Source organism: Streptomyces sp. NPDC048254 (assembly GCF_043201895.1).
GTDB lineage: Bacteria > Actinomycetota > Actinomycetes > Streptomycetales > Streptomycetaceae > Streptomyces.
The window spans coordinates 1-21,638 of sequence record NZ_JBICZJ010000016.1 but is presented as its reverse complement, the minus strand read 5'-3'; the positions used below and the strand labels follow the sequence as shown (position 1 = coordinate 21,638).

Below are 21,638 nucleotides of genomic sequence, written 5' to 3'. Positions count from 1 at the left end.
GCAGCGTCGCGAGTCTCAGCATCGCGACTGACACTGAGTATCAGGTTAGAAACCTGTACCCGAAGAAGCAAACGAGTGTGTCGGAGTACACTCGTCCCCATGAGCGCAGCGCCAGTCGGTACCCGTGAGATCAGCCGCCACGCGGTGCGAGCAGAGCTGGCTCGCGTCGCGTTCAACCAGTTCTGCCTCACCGGCTTCAACCAGGTCACCTTCGCCGACCTCTCCGAAGCCGCTGGGGTGTCGCGGAGCACCTTCCTGCGCTACTTCGGCACCAAGGAAGACGTGGTCCTGTTCGTCTTCGACCCTGTCGGTGACGTCATCACTGACGCGCTCGATGCCGAGCGGGCCAACCAGGACGACTGGGAGAGGCTGCGCAACGCCCTGGAGTCAGCCGTGACGTTCCTTGTACGCGACGTCCAGGAACTCGTGACGATCCTCGGCCTCATCGACCAGACCCCAGCCCTGTGCGCACGCCTCCGCGAGAAGCAGGCTGAATGGCGACCGGAGATCGTCGCCCGACTGCAGAAGACAGCCGCCTCGACCGTCGGCTCATCGGTCATCGCCAACGTTCGCGTAGCCGCGGCGCTCGAATGCTTGTGGATCGTCCTCGGGCAATGGAGTGCGAGCGACGGCGAAGAGGACCTCGGCAAACTGCTGGACGATGCGTTCGCCGCCTTCGCGACTCCGACATGCCAGCAGACGGACGCTCCGTCGTAAAGGGCCGAGGCGGCGGCTTCCTCGGCGGTGCCGAAGCAGCCGAAAGGAGTGGTCGACCCGGCGGCGGTGATCGCGTCGTCGGAATCCAGCCCCGGCCGCGCGTGCAGGAGTGGGGTGTCGATCCGGCCGAAGCGGACGGTGTCCACGCGCAGCCATGCGGGGCCGACGAGGCCCCCACAGCACCTGTCTCCGCGACCTCTAAACTGCTCGCGGCTTGATCAACTCACCACGTGTTGCAACGACCCCTGGAATTCGCCGCCGTGCGGGGGCTTCGCGTGCAGCTCACCGGAGATGCCGTCTCCGCGCTCGTCCTGTGCGGAGCGTTCGCAGCCCTCGCCGCGCTCGTCACCACCGGACGCCTCAGCGCCCCCGAAGCGGGCACTGCCGTGTTCGCGCTGCGCACTGCCGCAGCCGCTCTGACCACCCTGACTCGCACCGCCGCCCGCGTCCTGCGCACCGCATTGTTCGTCGACGACTGGGACCGCTTCTTCGACGACGCCGCGCGGCACCACGCCCGCCGCGGCACCACACGTCTGTCTTGCGACGGCCCGGACGCCATCAGCGCGCGGCCTCACCTTCACCTACCCCGGCAGCGACCGGCCCGCGGTCGACCACGTCGACCTTGACCTCAAGCGAGGCGAGACCGTCGCCCTCGTCGGTGAGAACGGCTCCGGCAAGACCACCTTGATCCACCTCCTGACCGGCCTCTACCTGCCGGACTCCGGCGATGTCGCGTGGGACGGCGTGAACCTCACCGACATCGACCCGGCCGACGTCTGGCGCGCCAGGTCGCCATGACCCCGCAGGAGTACACCCGCCGGCCTGGCTTTGTCGGGCGGTAGTGAAGTCACTTGTCGATGAGTTTGGGAGGCACCGCAATCCACGGATGGGTGATGTCGACGAGTTTGGGAGGCACCGAGGTTCTTGCCAGGGCAGCATCGAGATGCTTCTGGTGAAAGGTGCTGGTCATGCCGCAGATGTCGAGGGTCGAGCTGTACGCGGCGATCCGGCGTGACCATCGTGGCGGTATGTCGATGCGGGAGCTGGAACGCAAGCACGGCGTGACCTGGCGGACGGTGCGGAAGGCATTGGACTCGGCCTGGCCTGAGCCGCGCAAGAAGCTGCCACCGCGGACGACCGGTCTGGATCCGTACAAGCCGGTGATCGACGAGATCCTGCGGGCTGACCTGGACGCGCCGCGCAAGCAGCGGCACACCGTCACCCGGATCTTCCACCGGTTGGTTGAGGAACACGGTGCCGACGTCTCCTACGGGGTGGTCCGCTACTACGTTGCCGCCCGGAAGCCCGAGATCTGGTCGAGTCGGGCAAGGCGCCGCTGGAGGCGTTTGTCTCGCAGACTCACCAGCCCGGTCACGAGGCGGAGGTCGACTTCGGCGACGTGACGATCCGCCTCGCCGGCGAGCTGGTCACCTGCTACCTGTTCTCCTTCCGCCTGTCGTATTCGGGCAAGGCCGTCCACCGGGTGTTCGCCTCGTGCGGCCAGGAGGCGTTCTTCGAAGGCCACGTCCACGCGCTGTGGACGCTGGGCGGTGTCCCGCGGAGCAAGGTTCGCTACGACAACCTCAAGGCAGCCGTGGCCCGGGTGCGGGGGCTGAGCCGGGCGAGGGTGGAGGCGGACCGCTGGATCGCGTTCAAGTCGCACTACGGCATCGAGACCTTCTACTGCCGCCCGGGCGTCGAGGGTGCCATGAGAAGGGCGGCGTCGAGGGGCAGATCGGCTATTTCCGCCGCAACCACTTCGTTCCCGTCCCCGAGGTGTCCTCGCTCGCCGAGCTGAACGAGATGGTCGAGCAGTGGGACCGGCAGGCCGACGCTCGCAGGATCGGCTCCAGGTCCAGGACGATCGCTGAGGAGTTCGCGCTCGAACAGCCGCTGCTGATGCCGCTTCCCGAGGAGCCGTTTGAGACCGGGCGGCTGTTCACCCCGCGGGTTGACCGCTACGGCCAGATTCCGGTCCGCACGAACCGCTACTCGGTCCCCATCCGGCTGATCGGCAAGCGGGTACGGGTCATTTTGCATGCCTCTCACCTGGTGGTTTACGACCGGAACGTGGAAGTGGCCCGACATGAGCGGCTGATCGCCAAGGGTGCTGTCCGCCTGGACCTGGACCACTACCTGGAGGTCTTGGTCCGCAAGCCCGGCGCCTTCCCCGGCTCGACCGCTCTCGAGCAGGCCCGCTCGGCAGGCAGGTTCACCCCAGTCCATGACGCCTGGTGGGCCCAGGCAATGAATCCACGGCGAGCGGGACGGCACTCGCGCGCTGATCGAAGTGCTGCTGCTCGGACGGAACATGCCGCACGAGCACGTCGTCGCCGGCCTGGCCGCGGCCCTGCGGGCCGGAGCTATGACGGCCGACGCCGTCGCGCTGGAGGCTCGCAAGGCCACCCAGGCCGAGACCGAGCCCACACCGGATGCGCGGGTCCCCGGCCAGCCGTCGGCGACGGTGACGTCACTGCACGAGTGGCGTCTCGCGCATCTTCCGCCGGACAGCAGGCCGCTGCCCTCGGTGGCCCCCTACGACCAGTTGCTCCGACACCGCCGGGCAAGCGGCGGTGACCACCGAGAGGGAGAAGCACGATGACCCTGCCCCGCCAGCGAGGCTTGACCGAACAGGCCGCCGACGCCGCCATCGACTCCGCCTGCCGCCTGCTGCGGCTGCCGTCGATTCGCAACGAGTTCTCCGACATCGCCGACCGGGCGATCAAGGACCAGTTGACCTACCGCGGCTTCCTCGCCGAGCTGCTGATGGCCGAGTGCGACGACCGGGCTCGCCGCCGCTCGGAGAGGCGTATCAAGGCGGCGAACTTTCCCCGCGAGAAGTCCCTTCGGACCTTCGATTTCGATGCCAACCCCAACATCGATCCCGCGACCATCCACACCCTCGCCAGCTGCGAGTGGATCAAGAAGGGGCAGCCGCTCTGCCTGATCGGCGACTCCGGCACTGGCAAGTCCCACATGCTGATCGCCCTGGGCACCGAGGCCGCGATGAAGGGCTACCGCGTCCGCTACACCCTCGCGACGAAGCTGGTCAACGAGCTGGTCGAGGCCGCCGACGAGAAGCAGCTGAACAAGACGATCGCCCGCTACGGCCGCGTCGATCTCCTCTGCATCGACGAGCTTGGCTACATGGAACTCGACCGCCACGGAGCCGAACTCCTCTTCCAGGTTCTGACCGAACGCGAGGAGAAGAACAGCGTCGCGATTGCCTCGAACGAATCGTTCGGCGGCTGGACCAAGACCTTCACCGACCCCCGGCTGCGTGGCCATCGTCGACCGCCTCACCTTCAACGGCACCATCATCGAGACAGGCACTGACTCCTATCGCCTCGCCAGCACACGTGCCCGGGCTGAGGAACCCGCCAAGGTCGGCCGAGTGCGATAGCCGCCGATCTTGACGTGAGCGACGAGGGGGGTGGAGGGACATCAGAACGAAGACCGGTGCTAAAAGATTGTTGTATGTGGGTTCAGCGAGTGATCGAACTGACCGGGTGGGAGCCGCTCGGGATCTCCGTCGACTGGGCGGCGATCGAGGGAGAGCTGGGGGTTCCGCTGCCAACGGACTACAAGGAGCTCTACGAGGTGTTCAGCGGCGGCGTCTTCAGTGATTCCGTCTACATTCTGGGGCGCGACGAGGGCATCTCGTTCGACTTCCTGACACAGTGGCGGGTCTCTCTGTCGACCGACCAGGACAGCAAGCTGGGAAGCGTCTCCGCCGTCGATCCCTATGCGATCTACGCGCCGGGCGGCAAGGGGCTGGTTGAGTGGGGCTCCACCGAATGGGCCGACGAATACTTCTGGCTGATCGATGCCGAGCGGCCGGGCGAATACCCCGTCCTTGCGCGGTCCAATGACGTCGGCGGATGGCACCGGTACGACATGTCCACCTCTGAGTTCCTCTACCGCATCCTTGCCGATGCCGATTTTCAACCTTTCGGGATCGCGCAGTACGACCTCGACACGACGTTCAAGCCCGGCTCCGGCGACCCCGTCGATGGCCAGCCGCTCTGACGAGAGGCTGGCCGTCCCACGTTCGTGGACACGACAGTGCCGTCGTTTCTCATCGAGATCCGTGAGCCAGGTGATCACCAACCGCCTCCGGAACCGGTCGCCAAACGCTGTTCCTAGAGATCAACGAAGCCAGTCCCGTTTCCCAGGGCACTACGAACTCGGGGTCGGGGGCGCTGCAGGCGTCGGCGAGTCCTATGAAGAGGCAGCTGCCCGGGAGCTCGGTGAGGAGTTGGGAGTGCAGGCGTCGGTATGCCTTCGGTTCAAGTTCCTTAACCGGGGCGGGCTCAGCCCTCACTGGCTTGGGGTGTGCGAAGCCGTGGTTCCGGAGGCCGTTGTCCCCGATCTGGCAGAGGTGGCCTGGCACGGGTGGCTGACTGAGTCCGAGCTGCGGCGGACTCTGCAGCAGTGGACCTTCACTCCTGATAGCCAGGAAATCTTCGATCGGTATCTGGCTTTTCGTGTTGGCCTGGCGCCCTGGTAGAAACCGTGCCCATGAGCTGGGTCAGGGGGACGAAGCCGCTGGTCGTTCCGAGGTCCCTGGGCGTTGGGCCGGCTGGGGTGGGGGTGTCCGCGAGGCGTTCGGCAAGGGCGGTGACCGCTTCGCGGTCTCCTTCGAGGGCTTCGCGCTCGTCGTCGGTGAGGTCGAGCTGTTCGAGCATATGGTCGATGCCGTCCCTGACGGCCAGGAGCTGTCCGCGGGTGGATGTAGCGCATGGTGGTCGCCGGATCACGGTGGCCGGCGGTACTGGGCGATCTGGTCGATCGTCCAGTCGGCGCGAGCCAGGTCGGTCAGCTGCAGATGCCGGAAGCTGTGCGTGGACAGGTGGGTGGCCCCGGCGCTTCGGGCGCTGCCTTCGACGGTCTTCGACCAGCTGGAAGCGCCCAGCGGGGCGCCGCAGTTGCGGTTCGACGTCGACCGGAACAGCGGCCCGTCGATGCGGCCGAACAGCGTGCGCCGTTCGCGGAGGTAGGCCACGAACAGCTGCGATGAGGTGGTGCCGAAGGCCACCTCCCGGGCCCGTTGGGACTTGGTGGTCTCCGCCCGCAGATGGATCGGCTGGTGCGCGGGCTCGAAGTCCTCGACGTCGAGTTGGACGAGTTCTTCTCGGCGCAGAGCATCGTCGTAGGCGAGCGTGACCATCAACCGATTGCGCAGCGACTCCGCAGCGCAGGCGGCCAGGATCCGCTGCCACACATCCGCGTTGGGGATCCAGGGAGCTTGCTCGATATGCCGCACCAGGCCTGGCGGGGTCTGCGGCCACCACGGCCTGCCTGCCCTCGGCGGACAGGTTCTGTTCGCGCAGGCCGTCCTCCACCAGGTACTCGTAGAAGGACCGGACCGCGACAAGGCGCTGTTGGATGGTCGCGTTCGCCAGACCCGTCTCGGTCTGAGGCGGAGCCTTCGACGGCCGACGCGATGAACGGTCCAGCATCTCCCTGATCCAGGCAGCGACGGTGTCCGCGCGGGCCAGCAGCGGGTCCGTGCCTTCCGCCGCGCAGAACCGCAGTTGGTCCTCGACCGCCCGCCCGTAGGCGTCGATCGTGTTGGGCGCTCGCCCGATGTTCGCGGTGAACTGCAACCACCGACGGGCCAGTTGATGCTCTGCGACAGCGGGGAACTTGCCCCACGGAATCGGGGCCATGTCTGCAGGCTAGCGCTGTGGCTCCTCGGGGCGTCGGCTTGGGCTGTCAGTCATCGCGACCAAATTTGAACGTGTTCAATGTACTGTGTAGTCGGTGACGATCCTTGGGGCAAGTCGCCGCCCAGGCGCCTGGTGGGAGGGATGTGCATGGGGCGAAGGATGGGGCGTTGGGCTGCTCTCGTTGCTGCGGCGACAGCGCTGACCGGGTCCTGCGGATTGGCGTCATCCGTCTATGCGGCGGATATCTCCGTGAATGAGTTGGCGGGCCGATGGGTCAGCGAGGCGGGTACATCCCTGACGTTCCGCAAGGATCACACCTTCACCAGCGAGCACTTCAGTGCATCGGACTGTGGCGACCTCGCGACGCCGGAATCTGGTACCTGGGCGTTCAATGCGCTCACCGGAAACCACGAGCTCGATACTCCTGATGAAGCAGCTACACGTGGTTCCGTTTTGTCCCTGGGCTCGGTTGCCAGCGAGTGCACGGTGACCGTCTACCTGTTCGGCGATGAAGACGACCCCGTCATGTGCCCAACGGGCGATGCGGATGCGGGTTGCCCCTCCGACGAGTATCTCCGCCGCTCCGAGTAGCCCGCCGCGTCGATACGATCGCCCACCGGAGGCGCTCGATTCCACATAAAGCAGAAGGTGCAGTACGACTTCGGCCAGTGCACGCCGAAGCACTGCAGCAGGTAGGCCTCGCACCGCTGGCGGTCCCAGCCCCAGTCGATGAGCGGGAACTCACCCGTACGGCCGGGCATCTTTGAGGTGACCTGGTCGCCGAAGCGGCGGCCCTCCTCGTCGGCGTTGAAGCCCATGATCTGTCTGAAAACGGGCGGCCACCGAAGACCTGCTTGACCCGCCAGTCGCCGACGTCGCCTTTCGCCCACAGTGAGCATTTGCGGGTGCGGTGTGGACGGTCACGTAATTCGGCTCTGTCGAGGATCTTGTGATGCTGCTCGGCTGAACTGGGCATCTACCGGGTGTGCGGTTCAGGGGATTTGGGGCGGTTGCTGCCGCATTTAGCGGGTGTGGTCGTGGAGTCAGTCGAGCGGGTGGGCGGGGCAGTCACATTTCGCACGTCGTGCCGGACGCTCCCGGCGAGATGTACGTCCTGTGCGATGCCTTCCTGGCGGGTGCACGGGCGGTACCGGCGCCGCCTCGCTGACGCGCCCCTCGGCGCCGCCCCCGTCGTGATCGAAGTGCTGGTGCGCCGTTTCAAGTGCCCCAACCCCTGTTGCCCGGCAGTGACGTTCGCCGAGCAGGTCCCCGGGCTGACCAGCCCGCACGCCCGCTACACCCCACTGCTTCGCGCAGTGCTCACCTCAATCGCCCTGACCTTGGCGGGGCGTCCCGGAGCCCGGCTGGCATCCGCGCTGAGCATCCGCGTCGCGAAGGACACCCTCCTGCATCTCCTGCGAGCCGTCCCCGAGCCGCCTCCGGCGCAGGTCAGAGTGCTCGGGGTGGATGATTTCGCCCTGCGCAAGGGCGATTCGTACGCCACCATTCTCATCGACCTGGAGGGCCGCCGGCCGCTCGATGTGCTGCCCGGCCGGGACGCCGCACCGCTGGCCGACTGCTGCGCGGGCACCCCGAAGTGGAGATCATTTGCCGGGACCGGGCCGGTGCTTATGCGGAGGGCGCCCGCAGAGGCGCCCCGCAGGCGACGCAGGTCGCGGATGGGTGGCACCTGTGGCGGAACCTCGCCGAGGCCCTGGAGAAAACAGTCGGCGCCCACTACGGCTGCATCCGGGCCGCGTTCGCGACGCCCCTGGTCACCTGCGGAGCGAGGCCAGGGCTGCCGTCAAACGCGTCTGATGACCAGCACAGCGACGTCGTCCAGGTGGTCTACCGCAACCGCAGCGTCGAGGATTCGGTCAGCGATCGCCTCCGCGTTGAGGCCGTCGTGGAGGGCTTCGGCGGCGAGTGCGCCGGCCCGCTCCAGGCCGTCGTCCAGTGTCAGGCCCGGTCCTTCGACCACACCGTCGGTGAGCAGGATCAGTGCCGTGCCCTTTTCCAGTGTGAAGGTCTCTTCGAGGTAGTGGGTTCCTCCCAGGACTCCCAGGACCGGACCGCCTGGGAGCTCGCGGATGTCGCACTTGCCGTCGTCGTGTGCGCACAGCAGGGGCACATGGCCCGCGCTGGTGCCGGTCACCTGCCCTTCGTGTGGGCCGATGTACAGCATGGTGCAGCTGGCAAATCGTGCCGCGTTCATGGTGAGGAGGAGCTCATTGGTCCGTGTCAGCACGGTTGCCGGCTCCGGTTCGTGCGGGGCAATCGCGCGGATGGAGGTGCGTACCTGGCCCATGAAGGCGGCTGCGTCAACGTCGTGCCCTTGGCTGTCGCCGATCTCCAGGGCCACCCTGCCGCCGGGCATCATGAAGGCGTCGTACCAGTCCCCGCCGATGTCGAGCCCGTCCCGGCTGGGCCGGTAGCGGGCAGCGACTTCCAAGCCGGGCAGCTCTTCGGGCAGCGTAGGGAGCATGCTCTGCTGGAGCGCGGCGGCCAGTTCGACGCGTGCCTGCTGCAAGCGGATCCGCCTGAGCGCCTGGCCTGCGAGATCGGCCAGCGTGCACATGAGGGCGCGCTCGTCCGGCGGAGAGTGGTGCTCCTTGTCGTAGATCACTGCCCAGGCCCCAAGCGGCTGGTCGCCGACCGGGCTGAGGGGGGCGATCGACAGGCCGACAAAGGTGTCCAGGAACGGGATACCGGCTGCCGCCGGCCAGTCACTTACGAGTTCTTCGGTATTGGGGATGAACTCCGGCGTACCGGTTCGAATCGCGCAGGTCAGCGGTATCGGGACGTCCAGCGGCAGGCCTTCCATGCCGTCGACCTGCCGCGGGTCGACTGCGGCATCGGAGGAGGCGTGCAGGAGCCCTGTCTCGCTGTCGACGAGGGCGAGCACGGCGCCTGTGCCGCTGAAGGTGGCGGCGACGCGTGTCAGGACGACCTGCTGGAGTTCCTGCTCGGTGGCGGCGGTGATCAGGGCGGCGGAGAAGGCGGCGATCTCGTCGGCCCGCTGCCGTTCGGCAGCCAGCGTGGCCAGTGCACTTTGCCGGCCCGCTTCGAGTTGGGTGTCGTCGCGGAGTACCCCGAAGACCTGCTCGGTGCCGCCATAGCCCAGCTGGATCCGGCGGGTCTGGCAGGCCATGTGGTGCCAACCCTCGTCGTCTGTACGAAACCGCAGACTGATCCAGGAAGACTGGGCCGCGGTCGAGCGCGCGAGCTGTTCCAGGGCCTCCCGGTCATCCGGGTGCACCCGCCGGAACACCCGGAACAAGGACGTCGAGGCGTGCGGGAACAGCAGAGCCAGGGCCGGGGCGCCGCCTAGCCAGTCCAGCCGGTGTGCCCGGGGCGCGTACATCCACAGCCCAAGGTCCGCCGCTGCGGCCGCCAGTCGGAACGGAATCAGCAGACCGCCCGGATCGTTTCGTGCATCCACCGAGTGCACCCACACCAGTCGCTCGCGACTCACAGGATCTTTCACTGGACGGGCCTCGATGAGGCTGATCACCGACGCCCTATCCGGTCTGGAGAACTCCAGCACCCGCATCGCGACCGTTCTCGTTGTGGCCCCGTGTATCAGCAGGCTCTCGGCCGAGGGGCGCTGTGTTTCAGGCAGCAATCCGAGAAAGTCGTAGCCCACGCACTGCTGCGCCGGCCTGCCGAGTGTCTCGGCCATCGGAGCGTTGAGGGAGTGGATGATGCCATCTGGCGTCAGAAGAGCCGCTGGCGTAGGCCAACGAAGGAATTCGTCCCAGGTGTCCATCTGCCGCTCCTGACGATCCCCGAGTCGTGGCGCAAACACCTCCCCCTCCCCATCTCATTGTATTCCGATCATTTCGTCACCACGCTTTCGGAAAGACCTCGGGCTCTCGCCTGCCGACAGCACGGGCCGGAAGCGGGCCGCACGTACATTCGAATATACGGATTTGTCTGCGGCTGTCAGAAAGCGATCATGGGAACTGTTAGTTGGCCACAGGCCGGGAACCGGCTGGAGACGCCCTTGAGTGAAACGGCCAACTGCCAGCTAGGGCAGGTCAGTCACCAGCCATCTCGTCACCATCTCCAGCTATCCAACGCTGAGAATCACGCTGCCTGCCCCCCTCATTCAGGGGCCCTCTGCATCGTTTTGCAGTTCTGCTGCCGCCCCTGTCGGTTGCTCTGCCCAGACAGTCTTTCCCTGGGTTCGGTAGTGGGTGCCCCACTGATCCGCGAGGCTTGCGATGATGAACAGCCCGCGGCCTGTCTCGTCGACGGTGCGCGCATGTTTCACCTGCGGGGAGCTGGCTGCGGCGTCGCTGACCTCGCAGGTCAGCACCCGCTCGAAGATCAGCCGTAGCTGCAGGGGCGGGGCACCGTAGCGGACCGCATTGCCGACGAGTTCGCTGACGATGAGTTCGGTGGTGAACGCCGTTTCCTCGTCCACATCCCAGGTCTCAAGCTGGCGGCGGGCCGCTGCGCGGGCGATGGGAGCGGCTTCGGGATCTGCGGGTAGGTCGCAGGTCAGTACGCGCTCTTGGGACAGCGCTTTCGTACGGGCGAGCAGCATCAGCATCTCACCGGTGGGGTGGCTGTCGGTGAGCGTGTCTGCGATGGCGTCGCAAACCTCTCGCAGGGGCCTTGTGCCGATGCCCTCCAGGAACGGCCGCAGTGAGCCGGACGGCGCCAAGATCCCGTCGGCGGGTGCGGTGGTGCCCATCGCCAGTGTGGTGCCTTCGGGGAGGCTGACGGTGATCGCGGGGAATGGGGCACTGCTCGATTCGGCGAGTGATGGACCTGCGGGAACCGACAGGGAAGCCGAGGTGCCGTTGGGAAAGACTGCGACTGGATCGGGGAGGCCGGCACGGGCGATGGTGCAGGTGAGATCGACGGGGTCGTAGATCGCGATGACGCATCTCGCAGTGAGCGGTTCGCGGTTCACCGGATCCGGGGGCAGCGTCGCCCGCGCCGCCACCAGGCGGGCGGTGGTGTCGCTGAGACGCGCCAGCAGTTCGTCGGGCTGCAGGTCCAAAGCGGCGAGGGTATGGATCGCCGTCCGTAGAAGTCCCATCGTGATGGCGGCGGCAATGCCCTGCCCTGCGACGTCGCCGACGATCAGCGCGGTCCGTGCGCCGGGCAGCGCGATCGCGTCGGACCACGCGCCGCCGCCCTCCGGATCGGGAAGGTGCAGCTGTGAGATCTCCACGGTGGCGTGCGTGGCGGGCTGGTGCGGAAGGAGCCGGTGCTGGACGGTCCGCGCGATGATCCACTCGCGCATGAACTGACGAGCGTTGTCCATGCAGAGCGCCGCGTGCGCGCACATGGCGGAAGCCACTGCGACGTCCTCTTTATCGAAGTGGTCTTCCTGCCCGTAGCGGTAGAAGCTGACCGCGCCCAGAGCATGGCCTCGCAACGCGAGCGGAGCCACGATCAGGGAATGAGCACCCGACCGTCTTACGACGTCGGCTCGGGCCGGGTCGGCAGCCAGCCACGAACTGCCCTCATCGATCTTCACGAGGCGTGGCTGCAGGTCGGAAAGGATGTCGGAGAACGGGGTATCGACCGGCAGAGAGCTCTCGACGCCGACCGGGGGACCCGCCACCGGGCCTCGGAAAGCCGCTCTGCGCAGGGGGACGTCCCGGTGGACCGGTACTGGGGGAGGTTCCTCTCCTCGGACGACCTCTTCGATCACTTCGACGTCGGCCATGCCCGCGAATGCGGGTACTACCGCATCGACCAGCTCCGAACAGACGTCCATCACGTTCAGCAGGTGCCCCACCTGCGTACGGACCGTGTCCAGGAGAGCCAGACGATTCTGTGCGTTTTCCCGCTCCGTCACGTCGAGCGCCGATGTCACCAGCCCGACCACATTGCCGCCAGAGTCCTCCAACCGGAAGTAGGAGACGGAGTAGATACGGCGCGTGGGCCGACCTGGCGCCTTGACGCGCGGGACGAGCCGATTCACCACCGGTTCGCCACTCTCCAGGACGCCTTGCGCCACAGCGGCTTCTTCCTCAGGTTCCGAGAATTCACATGCCTCGGTGAAATGCGTACCCAGCACATCAGACATGCCATGCTGCTCACCGGTGACGGTGCTCATGCGAACCACGCGCAACCGATGGTCTAGGACATACAGCCTCACCGGGGAATGAGTGAATACAGCTTTCAGGATCGCCGCGTCTTGCCCCGACATGGCGTCCCCCGCCGCGAGGACCTGCCACACCACGGACGTACCGCGCAGCACCGGCTTGACGAGCACCGCGGCCTCATCGGAGAATTTCCCGCGCCACTTGCCACCCGCCGCGGACTCACGCATCAGCGAGGTCACCGACTGGCCAATGGCATCCTCGGCAGACCACCCGAACAGATCCTCAGCCGGACGCGCCCACTCGATCACCCGGCCGCTCTCATCAATGAGCACGAGCACGTCACCGCTGGGCATTCGAAAACACCTCCGTAGCCATGCCTGCCCACCCTGCACTGGAGACCGCCCCGCTTATCCGACAGTTACACCGATCGGCTCAGTACGTGCCGAGGTGTTGCTGCATAGCCGTACGGCTCGCGTTGCGTGGTGCCAATGACGGGTGGTTCAGCCGTACGTGTGGGGGGATACGGCGCGTCGGAATGGTGGTCTGACGGCGTGGACAGCCAGCCCTTGTCGCCCTTTCAGGGTGGGGGAAGCTTCACTGCCGCACTCCCCCGGGAGATCCAACAGCTCGGTTACCGCGGCGGCGTCAACACCGTCCGCCGCCACTTGCGGCCCTACCGAACCGGGACCATTCCAGCCGATGCCCCGCTGCCCCATCTGACCGTCCGCCGGGTCACCGACTGGATCATGCACCGACCCGAGCAGCTCACCGAGACCGAGCGCAAGTGCCTCGACGAGCTGTGCGAACGCAGCCCTGCCCTGGCCACGACCACCCAGTACGCCCGACGCTTGGCCTCGATGGTGCGCGAACGCCGCAGCGAGCACCTGGCCCTCGACGTCTGGCTCGCCGATGTCCGCCTCGACGGACAACGAGAACTCCGCACCCTGGCCGCCGGCATACGGCGCGACCGAGCAGCCGTACTCGCCGCCCTGACCACCACCCACACCTCGGGAGCGGTCGAGGGCAACGTCACCAGGATCAAGCTGCTGAAGAGACAGATGCACGGCCGGGCCAACTTCGACCTCCTACGACGCCGCATCCTCCTGTCACCTTGATCAATCAGCTACTGACCCTGCCGGCGTGATGTCGCGGGGACGACACGCTGTCGGTCAGGGCCCGAACCTCCCGGCAGAGCACCGCTCACGCCGCCGCATCGATCACCTTCCCTCTCTGTCAGCCTTTGGTGAGACGCCCCGCTTCGGCGGGTTAGCCTGAGAGGGCACGACAGGAGAAGCACCCCCTCATGACCAGCACCAAGCCCGCCGGATCCGACTCGGCCCCCCGGCCGAAGCGCCGCACTTTCAGTCCCGAATACAAGCTGCGGATCGTGGCCGAGTACGACGCCGCGCCCAAGAACGAGAAGGGCGCGATCCTGCGCCGCGAGCGGCTGTACCACTCGCACGTGAAGGAGTGGCGCGCCGCGCGGGATGCCGGGGCTCTGGAGAAGCTGGTCGACAAGCGCACCAGCCCGGCGAGGCCGAAGAAGTCTGCTGCCGACGCGGAGAACGAGAAACTGCGCCGCCAGGGCCTGCGGCATCTAGGCGATATTCGGCCTCTCTGATTGCGGCGATTACTAGTCGTGCGTGTCGCTTCGCTTTGCGCCTTCGATGGGACGGGACTGAGAGCATCCCGGAAGAGAGATGAAATAGGAGCGTTTCCCGTTTCACTCTGGTTAGCGCTATTTCTAGATCTTGATGCAACTCTGCACGACTGGACCAATACGCCTTCTTTGTGGCTGCGACCGCTGAGATGGCCTTGGCTGCGGCTGCTGTTAAGGCGTAGCGCCGGTCCATGGGCGGGTAAATATTATGTACGGTCAGAGTTCCACGCATTGCATTAAGCGCACCGAGCAGGAATCCTATCGCCCCCAGGGTCGCGACCAGAGGAAAGAAGATAAATAGTACCGCTAGCAATGCTGCCCCCAGGGCGTCTAGAACGCGCCCACTGGAAGCAGTTTCAGACACAGCGGTGATGAAGGCGTGGGGCTGTCCTTTAATTTCCTTCCATGTGGTTGCAGACGCAATACCGTAGATCCACTTCGCGAGTAGAGCGATTGCCGCGATCCCGCCAATGGTATGCAGTGGACTTTGGTGTGGGGCCGAATGCTGTGCGCGGAGAGCTAATCTCACTTGCGCTGAAGGTGGTTGTAGATCCAGTTGGGACAAAGCGGTAGAGAGATTTGCGATTTCTTTATCGCCGGCAGCTATGGCCAGGCGTCGCAAGCGGCGGTGTATCCATCTGCGCATGGAGGGAGCATGCCACCTTGAGACCAGGCATGAGGGGGAATTCCCCGGGTGGGCATCTTGGGGGCGAGGGTTGAGTAACCTTCGGGATCGGTGCAACCTCCGTGTTCGTCCTGACGGCGGTCCGTTTCCGGCTGGCTCCGCAGCGGCGCGCAGCTTGATCACTGGAGGCCAGCCGAGATGTTCTCTGCGGAGGTGCAAGGCCCCTTCGTGTACGTCGAGACGAGGCAGTGAGCCTTTTCCAACCTCGCACGGCGGATGGGCAGTTGGCCTGAAAGGCGGATGAAGCCCCTGGTGGATGGGTTTTCGACCAAGAGAACCGTCCCCATCAGAGGCTTCGCATGCTTGTCTATTCGTCCGGCGTCGACGTGTCCAGCTCTGCCCTCCTGGCGAGCCGCCTGAGGGAACGTCGGCATGCTCTCGGCACCCGGTGGCGGCGCCTGAATGCAGGCCGACAGGTCCTGCTCACCCTCGCCACCTCCGCAACGGCCAGCCTTACGCCCAGCTCGCAGCCGGCTTCGGAATCGGCACCACCACGGCTTACCGCTACACCACGGAGGCCGTTGAGCTCCTGGCCGCCCTCGCACCCACGGTCGCCGAAGCAGTACGGGGCGCGTCGATGAAGGCGTATCTGATCCTCGACGGGACACTCCTGCCGATCGACCGGATCGCCGCCGACCGTCCGTTCTGCTCGGGCAAACACAAAAGGCACGGCATGAATGTGCAGGTCAAAGCCGACCCGAAAGGCCGCCTCCTGCGGGCTTCACCAGCCCTGGCCGGTGCCGTGCACGACGTCCGGGCCGTCCGCGAGCATGGCATCATCGACGCTCTGGCCAAGGCCGGCATCAACTGCTGGGCAGATAAGGGCTGCATCACAGCTGAGGAGCCAGGTAAACACGACATCATCACCGACGGCCAGGGCATCCCGCTCGCGGTGTCCCTGACCGGCACCGCAGTACGCCGAACTGGCCGCGTTTCGCGACGTGTCTTTGAAAGGGAAGCTGTCGGACCGCGCGCTCGTCTCCTGACCCACCGAACGCGCTCAAGGACCGATGTGGATGTACGGCGCCCAGACGACGGGTGAGTGCCCGGTGGCGGCGTCGCGCAGCCGCTGGACGGCGCGGTGCAGCAGTACCCCGGTCTGTGAGGTCTCCGCACCGGCCGCCAGCGCCGTGTAGACGCCCTGGCTGACCTGCGGGGCCACAGCGTCGTAGATCGGCCAGAGCGTGCCGAGGACATGACGGAAACCCGCCGTCCGCAGGGAGGCGGCAAGGTGGATCGCCTCGTCGGGTAGTGCCGCGCCGCCCGACGCGGTGCGGCAGGCGGACAGGAAGGCCAGCTCGGCGTCGGCCGACCGCAGTCGCGCCACATCGAGGACCTCCAGCGGCTCGTCGTGGAGCATGAGCGCGTTACGGGATGGCTCGGCGAGGTCTTGTCGGCCGTGACAGGCGAAGTGCACCCACGGGTGAACTCCCAGCCGGTCCAGGACCCGCTGCCGGGTGGCGTCCGGGCCGGTGAGCAGAGTGGCCCGGGCGCCGAACAGCTCCCGCAACGTGTCGGTCTCGGGCTCGACGGCGAGGTCCGGCGCGCCCGGGGTGCGGGGCATGGACACCACGAGCAGCCGCGGGTCGCCCGGCGCGCTGCCGCGCCGGGCGGTGATCAAGTCGCGCAGGGTGGGGGTGTAGGAGGAGACGACCAAGTCCAGGGCGCACTCGCCGCTGCTCGGGCGGAGCGCGGCGTGCAGCGGCAGGAAGGCCAGTAGCCCGGTGGGGCACCACCACATCCGGGGCACCGGGCCGACGGCGTCGAGCACGGGCCCGGTCACCGCGGTCCACAGCCATTCCAGCAGGCCGGTCACGGTGAGATGGGCGCGGACGACGGAGGCGAGGGAGGACGGCGGCTCCTCGAACGTGGCGAAGACATCGTCGAGGTACTCGACGAGCCGTTCCGCGTCGAGGCCGGGCAGGGGCACCACGCGCACGGCGCCGTCGCGCACGACCAGGGCGTCGCTGCGCAGCACGCTGAAGTTCACCAGCACGACGGGACCTGCCACAGCCGCCTCGGCGAGCTCGGCGAAGGAGCGCGGCCGCAGGAAGCCTTGGAAGCCGGGCAATTCCCGCACCTCGGCGACGAGTTGATCCCATCGGCGGGCCAGGACCGTGCGGTCCGCAGGCGGTTCCAACCCGGTGACGTCGTAGTCCGCCTGCGTGTCGAGCGCGGTGCGGACCTCGCCGAGCCGCTCGGCGAGATCCGGCCGCACGGCAGTGAGCGCCGTGAGGTCCTCCCGGGTGTCCAGGAGCTGCGCCCACATGACGGACCGTCCCTGCTCCAGCAGTTCCACGGCGAGTTCGGCGCGGCCCGCGGCCACCGCGAACGCGGCCGCCTCCGAGGCGAGTCCGGCCGGCAGCGACAGCCGCCGCTCCTGGTCGGCGCGCGGGATGCCGCGCCAGGCCAGCAGCGGCAGCAGACCCACCGCCTGCCGCGCCGCCGACAGCGCTCCCTCGACGTCGCCGTGCTCCCAGGCCAGAGCACTCGCCCGGCGCGCGGCCCGGACGCGCACGTCGGCCGCCGACACGGCGGCGCCGGCTGCGGCCCGGGACACCTCTACCGCTTCGGCACGGTCCTGCTCACGGCCGGTGAGCCGGTACCGGTCCTCCAGAGCGACGCCCAGGTTGAGGCAGTAGCCACCGCGCCGGGGATCCGACGAGGCCGAGGCCTCCACGGCGGCGCGCAGCAGGCCGACCGCCTCGTCGAGGTCAGCCCGCGTACGCGTCCTCTCCCACCGGTCGGTCAGCACCGTGCCGTACGCCGAGAGGTAGTGAGGGCGGCGGGCGTGACCGGGTGGCAGGGTGGCGAGGGCGTCGCGCAGCGCGTCGGCCGCCTCGTCCAGGTCGCCGACGCTCCCGTCGACCGCGCACCGCAGGGCCAGGGCCTTCGCGAGGTTGATTAGCACCATACGGCGCTTGGGCGGGGTGAGGTCGGTGACCTGCGCCTGCCTCAGGAACGCGACGGCGTCCGCCAGATCGCCGGGCACACCGGTAGACCGGTAGCGCTGTTCGAGGGCGTTACCCAGATTGAGCAGGGCGTCCACGGCATGCGTGCTGCCCGGTGCCGCGACGGCACGGGCCCGGTGGAACGCGTCGATCGCGCGGTCCAGGTCGGCCCCGGACCCGGTGAGGCCAGCGCGGTCGAGCAGTACGATGCCCAGGTTGTTGAGGGCGCGCGCGGTCACTGGCACGGCGGCGTCCGCCGGGCCGGGCACCTCGGCCAGCCGCACCGCCTCGTCGAGGTCCGCCGGATCGCCGTAGCGGCCGTGCCGCAACCGCAGGGCGTTGCTCAACAGGGTCGTGGACTTGTCCCTGCCCTGTGTGCCGGGCAGGGAGGAGGCGACCGACTCGCCTGAGGCGGCGATGGCCTCCTCAAGGTCGTCGGCCGCGTTCCCGGCCGTGTAGCGCTCCATCAGCGCGTCGCCGAGGATGCCCAGCATCCGCTCCCGGTCGGCGTGGCCCACCGGAGTCAGTTCGGCCGCTGTGCGCATCAACTCCACGGCTTCGTCGAGCACTTCGGGGGCATCGAAGTGCTTGTGCCACAGCAGCAGAGCGGTGGCGAGGTTGCCCAGCCAGTCCGGGCGCCCCGGGTCGTCCGGCGTCATCACGGCAACCGCAGCGCGCGCATGGCGCACGCCCGCCTCCAGGTCGGCGACGTCGCCGGTCATGTCGTAGCGCAGATAGTGGCAGATGCCGAGCACGGACAGGGTGCGGGCCTCGTCGCCCGGGCCGGGCCGTGCGGCTGCCGGGGACAGCGCCTCGATGGCCTCGTCCAGGTCGGTGCGGGCCTGCGTGACCTCGTGCCGGGCGTATAGCGCCGCGCCCACGGACGTCAGGTAGGAACCCCGCTCGGGATCGTCCGCCGGCATCAGGCTCAGCGCGTGCCGGGCTGCCTGCACGGCCTCGGTGGCCGAGGCGGGATCGCCGGTCAGGATCAGCCGCTGATCCAGGAACTGGCTCAACAGCAGGTGTGGGAGGGCGCGTTGGGCGGGCACGGACTCCTGCGTGTCCAGGCCGGCCAGTTCTCGCACGGTGGCGATCGCCTCGGTGTTGTCCGGTAGCGCCTGCCGCGCGGCGGCCCGCTGGTGCAGGGAGACGGCCAGCAAGTACAGCGCGCCGTACCGTTCCGGATGGTCGCCGGGCCGGGCGGCGGCGCTGAGCCGAGCATAGGCGACCTGCTCGTCCAGGTCCCGGGCCGCGGCCGGGTTCAGCTGGAGGCGTTCGCCCGCGAGGACGACGGCGAGGTCGGCGGTGGCCGCGAACTCATGGCTTTCTAGGGGAAGTTCGGCCAGGGCCGCAGTGGCGGCCTTGGCGAAGGCGATGCCGGTGGCTGGGGTGTCCTCGACGTCTACCGCATTCGCGAGCGCGCCGGTCAGGAACACATGGATCACCGCACGCAGTCTGTGGTCGGAGCCTGCGTGCTCCAGTGTCTGCTGCAGCAGGGCCGAGGCATCCGTCAACTGCGCCACGTCCCGCGCCCGGTGGCCGCGCAGCGACAGGAACCGGCCGAGCAGCGCCGTGACGAAAGCCCGCAGGGAGTCGTCCTCGCGCAGCAGGGACCGGGCGATATCCGCCGCGGCGATGGCCCGGTCGAGGGAGCCGGGATCGTCCTCCTCGCTGTCCCAGACCCTGGTGAGCTGGAAGAACAGATGGGCGTACCAGTCGCGCCACTCGTCGTCCTCGGGTGGTTCGAGGGCGGCCGACCCCTCGGCGACGACGAAGTCCACCGTGTCGAGGACGGTGGCCAGGTCGGGCGGCAGGGCCTCGGGGTCCCGGCCGCGCAGGAGTTCCGCCGCGCGCACGGCGTCCGGGAGCGACACGGCCGACCCGGCCTCGTAGCTGTACCAGTGGAAGTGCGTGAGGACGCCGAGGACTTCGGTGTCGTCGGGGGCCGCGTCGGACACCGACCGCCACAGTTCACTGGCCGCCCGCACTGCGTCGGGTGCGCCGAGCGCGGCCTCGTCGCCGTCTTCGTACGCCCGGATCGCCCTGCCGAGCACGTCGACCGGCCCCTTGCCCATACACGCCTCCCCCGCCGCGATGCGCGCACTCAATGTACAGCTCTGGACGCGCAGCGTGGTGGCCTGATACCTCAAGTGCCATGACCGACGCCCCCTTCAGCATCCTCCTCGACGCGTCGAGAGTCGCCGACCACGTCCCGGACCGGACCCCGGTGCTCGACCTCCCGCCGGGCTTCGGCGCCGTCGAAGCGGCGGACGCCCTGGAGTCCCTCTTCGTCACGGACCGCGAACTGCACGAGGTCGCCCTCGGCGTGGGCGGCGAGATCGTCGGCGTCACGACCCGGACCTACCTCGACAGCCTCGGCAGGGCGGTCCTGCGCTCCCTCGGCGACGGGGACGGCGCGACCCTGCCCGGAGAGTCGCTGCGCTACGAGATCCTGCGCTACCGCTGCTCCACCTGCGGCGCCGAGGAGCGCCGTATCCACGTCGACGAGCGGTCGGCGCCGGTCTGCCCGAACGGCCACGGCGCGCTGGAACCCACCCCGTGAAGCTCGACGCCGCCGCCCGACCCGGCCTGGACGGCGCCCGGTTCTTCCTGGTCGACTACCTGCCCACCTACGCCGGGGCGCTCTTCGTGCTCGTCCTGATCTGGGCCGGAGCGCCCGGCAGCGCCCTGGACTTCAGCGACGCCTGGCGCACCATCGCCGACCTCGGAACGGGCGAGGTCCTGGCCATCGTGCTCGCCGTCACCCTGGGCGCCGTCCTCGGCCATCCGCTGCAACTGGCGCTAGTGCGCGTGTTGGAGGGCGACTGGCCTCGCTCGGTGGTACGGGTGACACGCCACGCCGAACGGTGGCGCCGGGCGCGGCTGGCCGCACGGACGCGGTTGCCGCAGGGCGACACGGAGCCCACCGAGGCGCAGATCCAGGAGAGCGGCCGCGCCGGCACGCGCCTGCGCCGGTCCTTCCCGCCCGAGGGTCTGGTCCGCCCGACCGCCCTCGGCAACGTCCTGGCAGCGATGGAGTGGGAGGCCGGCGAGCCGTACGGACTGGACGCAGTGGTCGCCTGGCCCCGGCTGTATCCGGCCCTCGGCAGCAACACCCGCCTCATCGTCGACGACCGGCGCAACACGCTCGACGGGGCCGCCCGCCTGGCCGCGACGATGACCGTCACCGCCATCGTCGCCGCCGGTCTGCTGTTGCCCCACGGAGGCTGGTGGACCTTGCTCGCCCTGGTGCCGCTCGCCATCGCCCGGCTCGCCTACGTGGGAGCCGTACGGGCGGCCCTCGCCTACGGCGAATGCGTGCGCACGGCCTTCGACCTGCACCGTTTCGACATGCTCAGGACGCTGCACCAGCCCCTGCCACAGGATCCCGAGGCCGAACGCGCCCTGAACCGGGCTCTGTCGCGGTCCTGGCGTCAGGGCACCGGGCTGACGACGCCCTACGATCACCCCGTCACCGGGTCCGAGGAGGCTTCGTAACGGTTGGCCGAGCACTACGGCGGCCGGGTCCGCGTCCGCCTTGATGGAAGCATGCCCAGCGGGCCTGCACACCTACCAGCTGATGGCCGCCATCGTAACGCTCGGAGGGGGGCTTGTTGGTGTGTCGCGGGCTTGGTGGCCTGGTGTGTTGTGGGTTCGTTGAGAGAGGCCGGGTGCGTGGTTCCAGCGGGCAGTTCGGGGTGTGAGCTGGGGTTGTGTCGTGTGCGCTGTGTGGGGCCGGGCTCGTTGTGGGTTTCGTCAGCGCGTAAAGGCTCGGTTGGTGTTTGTGCTGGACGATGAGTTCACCGGGGCGGGCCGGGATGGAGCCGCCTGCTTTCACGTGCGCGAGCGTGAGCCGATACGCGCGCTGCCATCCGATCTCCC

General features: G+C 68.0%; 14 protein-coding genes and 7 pseudogenes. 13 read left to right on the top strand and 8 right to left on the bottom strand.

The annotated features are described in order from the left end of the window. Nucleotides 1–99 precede the first annotated feature (99 nt). Complete coding sequence (locus ACGFZQ_RS35910; protein WP_393843875.1) at nt 100–717, top strand: TetR/AcrR family transcriptional regulator; 618 nt, start codon at nt 100–102, stop codon at nt 715–717. Between the two features lie 218 nt (nt 718–935). Here ACGFZQ_RS35910 and ACGFZQ_RS35905 read toward each other — a convergent pair whose 3' ends face one another. Next, nucleotides 936–1,229 (bottom strand): hypothetical protein, encoded by a 294-nt coding sequence (locus ACGFZQ_RS35905; RefSeq protein ID WP_393843874.1) that lies wholly within the window; start codon nt 1,227–1,229, stop codon nt 936–938. 109 nt (nt 1,230–1,338) lie between these two features. Between ACGFZQ_RS35905 and ACGFZQ_RS35900 the strand changes: the two are divergent. Beyond that, nucleotides 1,339–1,515, top strand: a pseudogene (locus ACGFZQ_RS35900) (ATP-binding cassette domain-containing protein); the annotation flags it as partial. A 49-nt stretch (nt 1,516–1,564) separates the two neighbouring features. On the opposite strand, the gene ACGFZQ_RS35895 reads toward ACGFZQ_RS35900, so the two are convergent. Continuing rightward, nucleotides 1,565–1,687 (bottom strand): hypothetical protein, encoded by a 123-nt coding sequence (locus tag ACGFZQ_RS35895; RefSeq protein WP_393843873.1) that lies wholly within the window; start codon nt 1,685–1,687, stop codon nt 1,565–1,567. A 7-nt stretch (nt 1,688–1,694) separates the two neighbouring features. On the opposite strand from ACGFZQ_RS35895, the pseudogene istA reads away from it, so the two are divergent. The 4 genes and pseudogenes from istA to ACGFZQ_RS35875 all read left to right on the top strand — a co-directional run. Next, a pseudogene (istA, locus tag ACGFZQ_RS35890) lies at nt 1,695–3,319 on the top strand (IS21 family transposase). Beyond that, a pseudogene (gene istB / locus ACGFZQ_RS35885) lies at nt 3,316–4,120 on the top strand (IS21-like element helper ATPase IstB). The pseudogenes istA and istB overlap by 4 nt, the downstream one beginning before the upstream one ends. 89 nt (nt 4,121–4,209) lie before the next feature. Next, nucleotides 4,210–4,746 (top strand): SMI1/KNR4 family protein, encoded by a 537-nt coding sequence (locus ACGFZQ_RS35880; RefSeq protein ID WP_393843872.1) that lies wholly within the window; start codon nt 4,210–4,212, stop codon nt 4,744–4,746. A 130-nt stretch (nt 4,747–4,876) separates the two neighbouring features. Continuing rightward, nucleotides 4,877–5,227 (top strand): annotated as a pseudogene (locus ACGFZQ_RS35875) (NUDIX domain-containing protein); the annotation flags it as partial. Here ACGFZQ_RS35875 and ACGFZQ_RS35870 read toward each other — a convergent pair. The 3 genes and pseudogenes from ACGFZQ_RS35870 to ACGFZQ_RS35860 all read right to left on the bottom strand — a co-directional run. After that, complete coding sequence (locus ACGFZQ_RS35870) at nt 5,160–5,405, bottom strand: hypothetical protein (protein WP_393844074.1); 246 nt, start codon at nt 5,403–5,405, stop codon at nt 5,160–5,162. The pseudogene ACGFZQ_RS35875 and the gene ACGFZQ_RS35870 sit on opposite strands and share 68 nt — an antisense overlap. A gap of 68 nt (nt 5,406–5,473) precedes the next feature. Next, entirely contained in the window at nt 5,474–5,983 is a 510-nt protein-coding gene (locus tag ACGFZQ_RS35865; protein ID WP_393843871.1) for a site-specific integrase, read from the bottom strand. Between the two features lie 85 nt (nt 5,984–6,068). Further along, nucleotides 6,069–6,389 (bottom strand): annotated as a pseudogene (locus tag ACGFZQ_RS35860) (site-specific integrase); the annotation flags it as partial. A 249-nt stretch (nt 6,390–6,638) separates the two neighbouring features. On the opposite strand from ACGFZQ_RS35860, the gene ACGFZQ_RS35855 reads away from it, so the two are divergent. Beyond that, nucleotides 6,639–6,980: a hypothetical protein gene (locus ACGFZQ_RS35855; RefSeq protein WP_393843870.1), complete on the top strand. Its 342-nt coding sequence runs from the start codon at nt 6,639–6,641 to the stop codon at nt 6,978–6,980. A gap of 392 nt (nt 6,981–7,372) precedes the next feature. Further along, a pseudogene (locus ACGFZQ_RS35850) lies at nt 7,373–7,615 on the top strand (transposase family protein); the annotation flags it as partial. A gap of 578 nt (nt 7,616–8,193) precedes the next feature. Here the strand turns inward: ACGFZQ_RS35850 and ACGFZQ_RS35845 are convergent. Further along, a complete protein-coding gene (locus ACGFZQ_RS35845; protein ID WP_393843869.1) occupies nt 8,194–10,158 on the bottom strand; it encodes a SpoIIE family protein phosphatase in 1,965 nt (654 codons plus the stop codon). 342 nt (nt 10,159–10,500) lie between these two features. Further along, entirely contained in the window at nt 10,501–12,813 is a 2,313-nt protein-coding gene (locus tag ACGFZQ_RS35840; RefSeq protein WP_393843868.1) for a SpoIIE family protein phosphatase, read from the bottom strand. Between the two features lie 312 nt (nt 12,814–13,125). Here ACGFZQ_RS35840 and ACGFZQ_RS35835 point away from each other — a divergent pair, with 312 nt between their 5' ends. The 3 genes and pseudogenes from ACGFZQ_RS35835 to ACGFZQ_RS35825 form a co-directional block, all read left to right on the top strand. Beyond that, nucleotides 13,126–13,575: a transposase gene (locus ACGFZQ_RS35835; RefSeq protein ID WP_393843867.1), complete on the top strand. Its 450-nt coding sequence runs from the start codon at nt 13,126–13,128 to the stop codon at nt 13,573–13,575. Between the two features lie 188 nt (nt 13,576–13,763). Beyond that, on the top strand, nt 13,764–14,081 hold the full coding sequence (locus ACGFZQ_RS35830; RefSeq protein WP_393843866.1) for a hypothetical protein: 318 nt from the start codon (nt 13,764–13,766) through the stop codon (nt 14,079–14,081). A 1,023-nt stretch (nt 14,082–15,104) separates the two neighbouring features. After that, nucleotides 15,105–15,631, top strand: a pseudogene (locus tag ACGFZQ_RS35825) (transposase family protein); the annotation flags it as partial. A gap of 174 nt (nt 15,632–15,805) precedes the next feature. Here the strand turns inward: ACGFZQ_RS35825 and ACGFZQ_RS35820 are convergent. After that, a complete protein-coding gene (locus ACGFZQ_RS35820) occupies nt 15,806–19,831 on the bottom strand; it encodes a CHAT domain-containing protein (protein ID WP_393843865.1) in 4,026 nt (1,341 codons plus the stop codon). Nucleotides 19,832–19,911: 80 nt separating this feature from the next. Here ACGFZQ_RS35820 and ACGFZQ_RS35815 point away from each other — a divergent pair, with 80 nt between their 5' ends. Both ACGFZQ_RS35815 and ACGFZQ_RS35810 read left to right on the top strand, forming a co-directional pair. After that, complete coding sequence (locus ACGFZQ_RS35815; RefSeq protein WP_393843864.1) at nt 19,912–20,319, top strand: hypothetical protein; 408 nt, start codon at nt 19,912–19,914, stop codon at nt 20,317–20,319. Next, the gene (locus tag ACGFZQ_RS35810; RefSeq protein ID WP_393843863.1) at nt 20,316–21,254 is read left to right on the top strand and encodes a hypothetical protein; all 939 of its coding nucleotides are present in this window, start codon (nt 20,316–20,318) and stop codon (nt 21,252–21,254) included. The genes ACGFZQ_RS35815 and ACGFZQ_RS35810 overlap by 4 nt, the downstream gene beginning before the upstream one ends. Nucleotides 21,255–21,638 lie beyond the last annotated feature (384 nt).